Source organism: Allobosea sp. 10L417, from assembly GCF_056395485.1.
In genome coordinates, this window is sequence record NZ_JBFTJP010000005.1 from 243,385 (window position 1) to 255,444 (window position 12,060).

A 12,060-nucleotide genomic window follows, 5' to 3' on the forward strand; every position below is an offset into this window, starting at 1 on the left:
GTCAGTCCCTCCCCGCCGGAGCGGCGTGCGAAATGGCGTCCGCGAGGCACATGAAATCCGGCCCCTGCGCCCGGTCCTCTCCCAACGGCTCGACCAGGCTGCGCACGAAGCGGTAGGCATCGCCCGACCCGGCGCCGAGCTGGTCTTGCACGCCCCGGAGATCGACCGCCTGGGCGGAGGCTATGAGTTCGATCGCCACGAGGTAGCGCAGCCGCTCGACGATGGTCGCCGTCTTCGCCAGAACGCTCGGCGCCATCGAGGCCTGGTCTTCGACGCCGTCGGCGACAGGGATCGGCGTGAGCGAGACCGGCGCGGCAAGATGGCGGATTTCCGCCTCCAACGCCGACACGGTCTTCTGGACGGTGGCGAAGCCGGAGCGGTTCTGGCCCATCGAGGTCAGGAAGCGCGGCAGGTCCGACATGCCGGGCGACATGATCTTCATGGTTCGGTAGGCCGTCGCCGCGGCACAATGCGCCAGCGCCTGCCCCAGCCGTTCCCAGGCCAGAACGAAGGCCGTCAGGTCGAAGTTGGCGTGCGAGAGGATGAGCCCCTCCGAAGCCAGGACGACGGGGTTGTCGCCCGAGCTGGAGAGCTCGATCTCGGTCGCTTCCCTGGCCTCCGCCATAGCATGTGACAGCGCCCCCCAGACCTGCGGCGCGCAGCGATAGCTGAGCGGGTCCTGCAGGCGCCGCGCCGCCCCCTCCGCGAGCAGCGAACTGCCTGAAAGGAGTTCGCGCAGGCGCGCCGCGACGGCCCGCTGACCGAAGGCGGGCCGTGCCGCGAGGGCGCGGTCGTCGAAGGCGGTCGTGTTGGCGCGGAAGGCTTCGAAGTTCAGCGCCACCGCCAGCAGCGACCACTCGAACAGGCGTTCGATGTCATGGAGGACGAGGCAAGCCTGGGAGACCGACAGGCTGTTGGCGACGACGATCGCATGGCCGTCCTTCGGCCCAAGCGCGAGCGGCTCCAGGCCCGCCCTCTTCAGTGCTTCGAGGGCCGGCATCACCTCGCCGCCGAACTCCGCCTCGCCATAGCCGAGAAGCGCCCGCCCCATATGCGCGAGCGGGGCGAGGTCGGCGGCGCCGATCGAGCCGAGCGAGGGAACGACCGGGTGGAAGCCGGCGTTCAGCGCCGCGACCATCGATCCGACAATGCGCGGCGAGACGCCCGAGCCACCCGCCGCCATGCCGGCGACCCGGACTGCCATCATCGCCCGGACAGCCTCGCGCGGCAAAGCCGCTCCGACGCCGACGGCGCGCGCCTGCGGCACCCTGATCTGGAAAGTGACGAGATCGTCGGCCGCGAGGCGCGTGTCCACACCGGCGCCGAGCCCGGTCGTCAGCCCATAGGCGGGCAGGTTCAGCTCGGCATAACGGTCGACGACAGCCCGCGCGGCTGCCATGCGCCGCTCGACTTCGGGCGAGATTTCGATGCGGGCATCATGGCGCGCGATGGCGACGATGTCGCCGATCGTCGCCGGAGGGGTCTTCAACACCACGGTTTCGGGCGCGCTGGTCATGCTCTCGTTTCTTTCCGCCGGAGGCTGCCGCCGTCCGTCTTCGTCGAATGGACTCGGAGGCGGCGCTTCTCGAACCGAATAGGGAAATTGGCTGGTCATGCGAGCCGCGCCACGCCGTTGTCGAGAACCGTCGCGCCGCGCGACGGCACAATGCATCGGAAGCGGATGTCCTGGCCGGAGCGCCACATCTGGAATTCCAGCGTGTCCCCCGGAAATGCCGGTGCGGTGAAGCGGGCGGCAATCGCGGCGAGCGCGGCAAGCCCGGAGCCGGAGGCCATCAGCGACAGCGCGTAGCCGGCATGCCCGAACGTGCATAGCCCGTGCAGGATGGGCCGGCGGAAACCGCCCCTTTCGGCCGCCGCGGGATCGACGTGCAAGGGATTGAGATCGCCGTTCAGCCGGTAGAGAAGCGCCGCGTCCTCGGCGACGGCCAACTGGCAGGAGACGTCGGGTTGCCGATTGGGCACCGGCGGCAGCGGTTCGGGCGGCGTACCGGCGGAGCCACAGCCGCCGTCGCCCCGGCAGGCGTTGGTCTGCACGATCGACGCCACCGCCTCGCCGGTCGCCTCGTTCGACACGACGCGTTCGAATGCCGCGAACATGCCCTTGCCGGCACCCCGGTCGACCACCGACAGGCTGCGCGTATGTGACACCAGCGGCGTGTCGAGCGGCATCGGGCTATGGATGGTCAGGCGGTGCTCGGCGTGCACGACCTGGCTCCAGTCGACGCCCACCTGCTTCATCCATGGGCCCGCATGCGCCACGACGTTGGCGAGCGTCGGCGCCGTCGCCAGATCGGCCTCGTAAAGGAAGCGCAGATGCGCCGGGTCCAGCGGTGCGCCGCCGTAACCCACAGACAGGGCGTAGAGGATCGCGTCCCTCGCCGTGACCGTCTGGCGAGTCTCGGGGATGGCGAAATCCAGGATCGAGCCGGCAGGAAGGCTCACGAACCGTCACCCGTGCGCGGCGCCTGCTTGCGCACGCCGCCGCCCAGCCGCACCCCGCCATCGACCGACAGCAATTCTCCGGTGACGAAGCCGGCGCCCTCGACCAGCCACACCACGGCGCCGGCGACATCGTCGGGCGTGGCGACGCGGCCCAGTGGCGCCGTCTCGGAAAACCGCTGTGCCAGCGCCGAATAGGCCTCCGTGCCGAGCGTCTGGCGCATCCAGCGCGTGTCGATCACGCCGGGGCAGACCGCGTTGACTCGGATGTCCGGCCCACAGGTGCGCGCCAGCGCCAGGGTCAGCGCATTCAGCGCACCCTTCGACGCGGTGTAGGCGAGCGAGCTGCCGCCCCCGGTAAAAGCGACGTTGGAGGAAACGTTGACGATGGCGCCGCCGCCGCTGGCCCGCATCGGCGGGATCGCCGCCCTGCACATCTGGTAGGCACCGATGACGTTGACGGCGAAGACGTCGTGGAAGTCGCCGGCGGACAGGGTTTCCAGATCGAAGGGATTCGACTTCACCGTCATGGCGGCGTTGTTGACCAGTGCGTCCAGCCGACCCCAACGCTCCACGACCGCGCCGACCATCGCCCGGCAGGCGCCGTCATCGGCGACGTCACCCTGCACCACGATGACCTCGGACCCGAGCGCCCGGCAGGCATCGGCAGTCTCGTCGGCCTCGGCCTTGCTGCGGTTGTAGTTGACCGCGACGCGCGCGCCCCGCTCGGCGAACTGCCGGACGGCGGCCGCGCCGACGCCCGTGGCCGAACCGGTGACGATGACAACTGCCTCGCGAATGTTCATGCGGCGAAGTCCTTCATTGCACGCGTCGCGTAGAGACGGGCATCCATCGTTGCGAGGTGATCGGCGATCGCGACGCCGTCCGGCAGCCGCTCGAGGACATGCTTCCTGACGTCGATGCCGGGTGCCACTTCGGTCAGCGTCAGCCGGCCGTCCAGGACCTTGAAGACCGCCCGTTCGGTGACGACGATCTGTGCCTGCCCGGCGGGCGCGAAGGTTGGGTCGGAGCTGACCTGCGCCACCCGATCGACGATCTTGCACAGCCGCCCGTCGTTCACGATGGCGAGCCTGCCGTCGCGGATCTCGATCTCGGTGCCGCCGGTCGAGAACGCGCCGACATAGACGATGCGGCGCGCCGTCTGTGAAATGTTGGTGAAACCACCGACGCCGACGATAGACTTGCCGAAGCGGCTGACATTGACCGCTCCGCGCACGTCCACTTCGGCCATGCCGAGGAAGGCGATGTCGAGGCCGCCGCCGTCGTAGAAGTCGAACTGGGAGGCCTGCGGGATCACCGACGATGGATTGATCGCAGCGCCGAACGACAGTTCCTCGGCGGGCACGCCGCCGATGACACCGGATTCGATGGTGACCGTATAGCCGTCGAGCCCCTCTTCGCTGGCGATCCGTCCGATGCCAGCCGGGATGCCGATGCCGAGATTGATGACCGGGCGATCGAGCCCGAGCAGTTCCTGGAAGGCGCGGCGTTGGATGACCTTGTCCACCGACAGCGCAAGCGGCTCGAGACTGCCGGCGGCGGCTTGCAACCGGCCGGTATAGGAGGGGTTGTCGGTCTCGCCGAAGCTGATGCCGTGCTGGGCCGGATCCTCGCAAACCACGACATAGTCGACCAGGGTGCCGGGAATGCGCACATCGCCGGGCGCCAGCGAACCGCGCCGGGCGACCTGCTTGACCTGCACCATCACCACGCCGCCGGAATTGCGCCCTGCCTGGGCCATCGCCAGCACGTCGAGCGGGAACGCTTCGTCCTCCATCGTAACGTTCCCGTCCTCGTCGGCCGTCGTGCCACGCAGCATCACGCAGTCGAGTGGCATGGACGGGTAGAGCAGCCAGTCCCGGCCGCGCAGGGACACGCGCTCGACGAGGGTCTCGCGCGTCGAGGCGTTCATCCTCCCGCCGCCGCTGTTCGGGTCCATGAACGAGCCCAGCCCGATATGGGTGATGACGCCCGGCTGGCCGGCGGCAATCGCCCGATACAGCTGGGCGATGACCCCTTGGGGCCAGCAATAGGCTTCGACCTTCTCTTCGAGGGCGAGATTGCCGAGACGCGGGGTTCCGCGCCAGCCGCCGGCTATGACGCGCTTGACCAGCCCCTCATAGCCAAAATGGCCCATCCCGCGGGTCTTGCGGTCGCCGGCACTGGCGGCAAAAAGTAGGGTCAGGTCGCGAGGCGCGGCTTCGGCGAGGAACCTGTCCTCGACCGCGGCGGTGATCGCCTCGGGATGGCAGCATCCTCCGAAACCGGAGACAGCAACGCTCATCCCGTCGCGCAGCCTAGCGGCCGCCTCGCGGGCAGTTATGATACGCATTGGTTCCCCTGAAGGTCTTCTTATCGGGGTAGCCAAGCACAGCTTCCGACCGCTGAGAAGGCCCCTATGACCTCGCGTCAAGGTGTATATGTTTTGGGATATCCCAGAATCTGCAGACTAGCGTACGGTATGCACCATCGCGGCCCATGTTTCGATTCATTTTCGAGCAATATCAGCTACTTAGATGAAATGAGCATAGTTCGGCGCAGCATTGGGAAAAATTTCGAAAATCGCCAATTGGAAGGGAAGATCGTTCTAATCACCATGTCCGAACGATAGGGCGAAATGCGCAGCCGTCCGCTCCCACGGCGATGCCGATCGTACCTCCCAACCTGCTGCCGCTATTTCGCCTTGTCGCCATAGCCCAGCCCCGCGAGCACCTTCAGGATGGCGCGGGCGGTCTGGCGTCCACTCTCGTTCTTGCCGCAGACGAGCCAATAAGGCAGAGCCAATTCGGAAGGCAGCGGGATTTGGCGCAGGTCGCCGCGGATTCGGGCGACCGATTCCGACGGCAGGACCGAAACAGCCCCGTGATGCAGAACCAGATTGATGATGACGGGCATCGAATCCAGCTCGATCACCTTCAGCCTGTCGAGCTCGGTTTCGGTGAGGGTTTCAGCCAGCAGGCGATTGATGATCTGGCGTAGCCCGCTTCTTGGGCTCGGGACGGCGATGGGTGAGCCAAGCACGATCCTGGCCAGGTCGTCCCTGCCCTCCCCCAGTTCGATGACCTCCGACGGACCAACGAGCGACAGCGGCGACCGGGCGATCAGATAGCTATCGAAATCCGTCGGGACGGTGACGCTGTTCAGGAGAACCGCATCGTAGGTGCCGCTCTTCAGGCCGGCGATGAGCCCTTCGGTCGTCGTGCTGGCCACCAGCAGGGGTTGGCGGGGCTTGTCGTTCATCCAGGTCGCGACGAGCGAGGCGAGCAGCGTGGCGACGAAGCTGTCGTGGCCCATGGGGATGATCGAGCCGAGCCGGATCGTCGCGGCACTGCGGCGGGAACGTCCGGCGGCCGAATGTGCAAGTTCGCTCCATATCGCTTCGAGAGCGCGTGTCGACCTTACCAGCCGCTTTCCCGCCTCCGTCATCCTCGAGCCGGCGACGTGGCGATTGAGCAGACGACAGCCGAGCGTCGCTTCGACATGCGCGATCTGGCGGGCAAGCTGGGGTTGGCCCAGCCCAAGAGACTTGGCCGCCCGGCGGATGCTGCCGGTTTCGGCGACATGCGCAAAGCGGGTCAACGCGCTCAGGCTCAGCGAAATGTCGCGCCGATTGCCGATCGCCATGATGTCCTGGACGTGGTCGGCGAGCTGCTTGATGGCAGGAGAAAGCCTCTCAGCCTCGAGGGTCAGGACAACGCTCGTCCCGGCCTTCTGCACAAGCGGCACCGAAATCTCGCTCTCAAGCCGGTCGACCGCCGCGGCAATGCTCGAAACCGGCTTCCTCATCACCCGGGCAGTGCCCCGGATGCTCCGTTCGCTCATCACCCTATGGACAATTTGAAGCGTAGAAGTATCCATCCCTAGACCTGTCAGCGCCTGTGTTGCCGAGAATAGCCCCTGCTGCTCAATCTTGTTTTAGGCCGGACCAGGTTCTGGAATCACATTGGCGCACGAACGGGAGTGATCCGGGTTTGACCCGCCCCCCACCCGTCCGGCCCGATGCGATTGTTAGTGGACGGTCTGCCTCGGCGCCAGCGCCGGTCTCGCGGGCGGCAGTTCTCGATCGAGGACGGCTTCGGAGCGAATTCTCGCCTTCCGATGGGATGACGTCGACCATGCGGATGTGAAGGGATCGCGGACAGGCATGCGATTTCGCACGAGCCGCACGATCGCTAGACGTCCCGTTTGCCGACGAACTGCGACACGGCCAGCAGCAGCGACGTCATCACGATCATGATCGTCGAGATCGCCGCGATGGTCGGGTCGATCTGATCGCGCAGCGCCAAAAACATCATCCGCGTCAGAGTCGCATTGTCACCGCCCGAGACGAACAGCGCAACGACGACCTCATCGAAGGAGGTCAGGAACGACAGGACCGCGGAGGTGACGAGGGCGAAACCGATCTGGGGGGCGGTCACCTGCAGGAAGGCCTGCGTCCGCGTGGCGCCAAGGCTGCGCGCGACCCGCTCCYGATCGAGATCGAAGCTCTTCAGGGCCGAGCCCACGATCATCATGACGATCGGCACCGCCAGCATCGTATGCGCCAGCACGATGCCGAGGAAAGAATTGACCATCTTGAGCTGCACATAGGCATAGAACAGCGCGATGCCGACGAGGATGACCGGCACGATCGTCGGCGTCAGCAGCGCAAGGATCGCAAGCCCGGCGAAGCGCAGCCGCGAGGCGTGCAGGCCGTAGGCCGCGAGCGTGCCCAGCGGCGTCGCAAGCAGCGCCGTGCAGAAGCCGGCCTTGAAGGAGGTCGCGGTCGCCGCCATCCAGCTCGATGAGGAGAAATAAGCCTCGTACCAGCGCAGCGACCATTCCCGCGGCGGGAATTCCAGATATTGCGACTGGGAGAAGGACATCGGGATGACGATCAGCGTCGGTATGGCCAGGAAGGCCAGGACCAGCGCGCCGAGCCCATAGAGCCAGAGCCGCGCGCGATGGCTGATTTGCGTGTCGCTGGCGGGACGATCGAGCCAGCTCATCTCAGTGCCCTGCCCCAAACAGGCCGGCACCGCGCGACAGGCGCGCCGCCACCACCAGCACGGCGAGCGTGATCACCAGGAGCACGACGCCGAGCGCGCTCGCAGCACCCCAATTGAAGAAGAGTTCGATATCGTTGGCGATGCGGTTCGAGACCATCGTTACCTTGCCGCCGCCGAGCATGGCGGGCGTCACGTAGAAGCCGAGGCAGAGCACGAAGACGAGCGAGGCGCCAGCCGCGAGCCCCGGCAGCGAGAGCGGAAAGAACACCGTCCAGAAGCCATGGACCGGCGTCGAGCCGAGGCTGGCGGCAGCGCGCAGCAGGTTGCGGTCGATCGCGCGCATCGTGCCGTAGAGCGGCAGGACCATGAAGGGCAGCATGATATGGACCATGCCGATCAGCGTTCCGCCGAGATTGTGCACGAGTTGCAAAGGTTCGCTCCAGAGGCCGAGCTTCATGCCCCATGTGTTCACCAGCCCGCTGCGCTGGAGCAGCACGAGCCAGGCATAGGTACGCACCAGAAGCGACGTCCAGAACGGCAGGAGCACCGCGATCATGCAGAGATTGGCGGCCCGTCGCGGCAGCTGCGACAGGAAATAGGCCAGGGGATAGCCGAGCATGATGCAGATCAGCGTGGTTGCGAGGCTGATCTCGAAGGTGGTCAGGAAGGTCCGGCCATAGGAGGGCTCGGCCAGCATGCGCCGGTAATTCTCAAGGCTCAGCGCGCCGCTATCGTCGAGGAATGACAGGCCGAACAGCCAGCCGACCGGAACGAGCATGGTGATGGTGACGAGCAGGAGCGCGGGCGCGGCCAGCCCCGCCAGCCCCATGCGCTCGCGCCACTGGTCGCGCCGCAAGCCTGCGGCGTGGTCATCCCCGGCCGGGCCGGCGGACGCGAAAGTGCCAGCGGTCGTCACGACGCGCCCCGCGCCTCGCCCGGCAGCAGCACGGTGTCGGAGACGGCGATGCCGATGCGGATGGGCGTCCCGGGTGCAGGCGGCGGCCCCTCGCCGCCGCGGGTCGTCAGGCGCAGCGCAACCGGGCTGCCGTCGCCGAGCGCCGCCTGCAGCAGCAGCGTGTCGCCTTGGTAGACGGCGCCGGTCACGCGGCCGTCGAAGCAGTTCATCCCCTCGCCTTCGCCTGGCCCCAGCCGATGCAGACGCTCCGGCCGCAGCACCATCGTGCAGCGCCCGTGCTGCATCGGCAGGTTCTTGGCGCGGATGGTCGCGCCGCCGGCCCTGGCGGCGCCGTCGGTCACCGCGACGTCGAGGAAGGAGGATTCGCCGATGAACTCGGCGACGAAGCGGCTGCGGGGATCGTCATAGATCGCGCGCGGGGTGTCGATGCGGGCGATGCGGCCGCGGTCGAGGATGGCGACGCGGTCCGACATGGTCAACGCCTCGCGCTGGTCGTGCGTGACATAGACGGTGGTCGTGCCGAGGCGCTCATGGAGCTGGCGCAACTCTATCTGCATGCGCTCGCGCAACTGCTTGTCCAAAGCCGAGAGCGGTTCGTCCATCAGGATGATGCGCGGCTCGAAGACGATGGCGCGGGCGAGCGCGACGCGCTGGCGCTGGCCGCCGGAGAGCTGGTCGATACGGCGGCTGCCGAAGCCCCCGAGCTGGAACATCTCAAGCGCAACCTCGACCCGACGCGCAGTCTCGGCTGCCGGCACGCGCCGCAGCCGCAAGGGGAATCCGACATTACCAGCGACATCCATATGCGGGAACAGCGCGTAGTTCTGGAAGACCATGCCGATCTCGCGCTTGTGCGGCGCGAGACGCACGACCTCGCGCTCGCCGAAGCGAATGCTGCCCTTGTCGGGCCGCAGAAAGCCGGCGATCGCCATGAGCAGCGTCGTCTTGCCCGAGCCGGACGGGCCGAGCAGGGTCAGGAACTCGCCGGGCCGGACATCGAGATCGATCTCGTCCAGAACCGGCACCGCGCCATAGGCCTTGCTCAACCGGCGGACCGCGATCGGCAGGGCCGTCGCGGAACCCGGCACTTGAGCGGCCGCATCGCGCGGCCGCTCGTGATCGCCGGCCAGCCTCATTCGGTCAGCATGTTCTGGTAGGCGGAGGAGGCCTGGGCTTCGTACTTGATGTACCAGTCCAGATCGATCGTCAGCTGCTTGCCGGCATTGTCGGGATGGGACGGCAGCGTCTTGGCATAGGCCGCGTCGATCGCGCCGCCCTCATAGGCCTTGTTGTTGGTCGGGCCGTAGGTGATGTATTTCGTGAACTCGGCCTGGTATTGCGGTTTGCTGATCTCGGCGAGGAATTTCATCGCCAGGTCCTTGTTCGGCGCGCCTTTGGCGACCGCGAAACAGTCATAGTCGAGCAGGCCCTGGTTGAAGGTATAGGCGACCTTTGCGCCGTCCTTCGCGGCGACGTCGAAACGGCCGTTCCAGCCGGTGATCATGTCGACCTCGCCGTCCTTCATCAGCTGGGCATGCTGCGCGCCCGAACTCCACCAGACCGCAATATGGGGCTTGAGCTCGCGGATCTTCTTGATCGCGCGCTCGATGCCGCCGGGCTGGGACAGGACCTCGTAGACCTTCTCGGGCGGTACGCCGTCGGCCATCAGCGCCGGCTCCAGCGCGCCGGCGACGCCCTTGCGATAGGAACGCTTGCCGGGGAATTTCTTGACGTCCCAGAAATCGGCCCAGCTCTGTGGGCCGTTCTGGCCATAGGTCTTGGTGTTCCAGGCCAGCACGGTCGAGAAGACGTCGCCGCCGACGCAGTAATCCTGCGCCGTACCGGGCAGGAAATTCGAGGTGTCGATGACCTTGTAGTCGAGCTTCTCCAGGATGCCCTCGGCGCCGGCGCGGGCCGCGCTGCCCGAGCCGCTGGCGACGACGTCCCAGGTCACGGCGCCGGCCTTCACCTTGAGGCGCAGATCGGCGATGCTGGTATAGGTCTCCTCCTTGATCTTGATGCCCAGCGCCTTGGCGGCGGGCTGGAACAACGCCTTGCTCTGCCCCTCCTGATAGGAGCCGCCGAAGGAGACGACGGTCAGTTCCTGCGCCAAAGCGGGCGCAGCGCTCAGCAGGCCCAGGATGAGGGCCAGGGCGGTTCTCGTCGGCGTCATCGGCTGGCGCGGCATGTGTCGGTTCTCCCTTTGAACGATGCGTTCTTGTTCAGTGCGTTCCCTGGCAATGTGAGCGCGGTTGGCCCGGCAAACGGCGTCCACACTCCCTGCCTTATGCAGAGTTCGGCAAAATTGGTCTGGCGATAAGGTCCACTCTGAGAATTCGGGGCGGCCACTCCAGCTGCGTCAGCGGGCCATTCGATCAAGCAGGTTGTAGTAGAGCACCGAAGGCGCGAGGAACCACGGATTGCCGCTGTAGAAGGGGCGCGTCTGGAAGGTGAGGCCGTCGAAGGCGGTCTTGCCCTCAGCCAGGCCGAGCACCTGCTGGCCGAGCCGCATGCCGAGATAGCTCGCCATGCCGACGCCCGAGCCGCAATAGCCCATCGCATAGTGCATCCCGTCATGGCGGCCGATATGCATCAGCTCGTCGAAGCTGTAGGCGACGAAGCCGCACCAGGAATGGCTGATCTTGCTGACCGCGAGCTCCGGGAATATCCCGCTCATGGCGGCGTGCAATTTCGGCCCGCTGCGGCGCGGATCGGTCTCGCTCAGCGAGACGCGGCCGCCGAAGATGATCCGCCGCCTGTCCGGCGAGGCGCGATAGTAATAGACCACCTTGCGGGTGTCGCTGACGATGCGGTTGCGCGGGATCAGCCTGTCGACCAGCCCCGGATCCAGCGCCTCGGTCGCGATGACATAGCTGCCGATCGGGATGACGCGGCGGCGCAGCCAGCCGGTCAGCGGCCCCGTATACCCGTTGGTGGCGATGACGACGTCGCGGGTGCGGATCATGCCGCGCGGCGTCTGGACCAGGAAATCCTCCCCGATCCGCTCGATGCCCGTCGCCGGGCAATACGGCACGAGTTCGGCACCGGCCGCGACGACGCGCTGCAACAGCCCCTGATGGTAGCGGGCCGGGTTGATCGAGGCGTGGCTCTCATAGACGACGCCACCATGGTAGAGATCGGAGCCGATCTCCGTGCGCTGCTCTGAACGCGGCACGACATGGCAGGCGACTTCGAGCCCCTTCGGCTGGGTTGCGGCACTGCGGGCCAGCTCCTCATATTTGCCCGGCGCATGCGCCGCGTGGAAACGGCCAACGACGCCGAAATCGCAGTCGATCTCCTCGTCGCGGACGAAGTCGCCAATGAAGCGCAAGGAGTTCCGGCCCTCCTGCATGATCGCGAAGGCGCGCTTCTCGCCATGGCGCCGAACCAGCTCGGCATGGCCGGGCTTCACGCTGGTGGAGATCTGCCCGCCATTGCGGGTACTGCAGCCGAAGCCGGCGGCCTCCGCGTCGAGCACGACGGTACGACGCCCGCCACGCGTCGTCTGGAGCGCCGCCTGCAGGCCGGTATAGCCGGAGCCGACGATGACGACCTCCGCCTGTGCAGGGGGATCGGTCCGCGGCAGGTCGGGCCGGGGCACCTCATCCCACCAATAGGGCGCAGCCTTGAAATCGCTCGCGAACAGATCGCTCGGCATCGTCTTCGTCATCCCCC

At 66.8% G+C, this 12,060-nt stretch carries 10 protein-coding genes; all 10 read right to left on the minus strand.

What is annotated here, in order from left to right; all coding sequences use genetic code 11:
- Window position 1: 1 nt before the first annotated feature.
- Window positions 2-1,516 (minus strand): HAL/PAL/TAL family ammonia-lyase, encoded by a 1,515-nt coding sequence (locus AC1DE3_RS15290; RefSeq protein ID WP_476778452.1) that lies wholly within the window; start codon window positions 1,514-1,516, stop codon window positions 2-4.
- Between the two features lie 95 nt (window positions 1,517-1,611).
- On the minus strand, window positions 1,612-2,463 hold the full coding sequence (locus tag AC1DE3_RS15295; protein ID WP_476778453.1) for a MaoC/PaaZ C-terminal domain-containing protein: 852 nt from the start codon (window positions 2,461-2,463) through the stop codon (window positions 1,612-1,614).
- Window positions 2,460-3,266 (minus strand): SDR family NAD(P)-dependent oxidoreductase, encoded by an 807-nt coding sequence (locus AC1DE3_RS15300; RefSeq protein WP_476778454.1) that lies wholly within the window; start codon window positions 3,264-3,266, stop codon window positions 2,460-2,462. The genes AC1DE3_RS15295 and AC1DE3_RS15300 overlap by 4 nt, the downstream gene beginning before the upstream one ends.
- On the minus strand, window positions 3,263-4,813 hold the full coding sequence (locus AC1DE3_RS15305) for an acyl CoA:acetate/3-ketoacid CoA transferase (RefSeq protein ID WP_476852519.1): 1,551 nt from the start codon (window positions 4,811-4,813) through the stop codon (window positions 3,263-3,265). The genes AC1DE3_RS15300 and AC1DE3_RS15305 overlap by 4 nt, the downstream gene beginning before the upstream one ends.
- A gap of 341 nt (window positions 4,814-5,154) precedes the next feature.
- A complete protein-coding gene (locus AC1DE3_RS15310; RefSeq protein ID WP_476852520.1) occupies window positions 5,155-6,339 on the minus strand; it encodes a LysR family transcriptional regulator in 1,185 nt (394 codons plus the stop codon).
- A gap of 314 nt (window positions 6,340-6,653) precedes the next feature.
- The gene (locus tag AC1DE3_RS15315; RefSeq protein ID WP_476852521.1) at window positions 6,654-7,469 is read right to left on the minus strand and encodes an ABC transporter permease; all 816 of its coding nucleotides are present in this window, start codon (window positions 7,467-7,469) and stop codon (window positions 6,654-6,656) included.
- 1 nt (window position 7,470) lies between these two features.
- Complete coding sequence (locus AC1DE3_RS15320) at window positions 7,471-8,385, minus strand: ABC transporter permease (RefSeq protein ID WP_476852522.1); 915 nt, start codon at window positions 8,383-8,385, stop codon at window positions 7,471-7,473.
- Window positions 8,382-9,521: an ABC transporter ATP-binding protein gene (locus AC1DE3_RS15325; protein ID WP_476778458.1), complete on the minus strand. Its 1,140-nt coding sequence runs from the start codon at window positions 9,519-9,521 to the stop codon at window positions 8,382-8,384. The genes AC1DE3_RS15320 and AC1DE3_RS15325 overlap by 4 nt, the downstream gene beginning before the upstream one ends.
- The gene (locus tag AC1DE3_RS15330) at window positions 9,518-10,573 is read right to left on the minus strand and encodes an ABC transporter substrate-binding protein (protein WP_476778459.1); all 1,056 of its coding nucleotides are present in this window, start codon (window positions 10,571-10,573) and stop codon (window positions 9,518-9,520) included. The genes AC1DE3_RS15325 and AC1DE3_RS15330 overlap by 4 nt, the downstream gene beginning before the upstream one ends.
- A 171-nt stretch (window positions 10,574-10,744) precedes the next feature.
- Entirely contained in the window at window positions 10,745-12,055 is a 1,311-nt protein-coding gene (locus AC1DE3_RS15335) for an NAD(P)/FAD-dependent oxidoreductase (protein WP_476778460.1), read from the minus strand.
- Window positions 12,056-12,060: the final 5 nt, after the last annotated feature.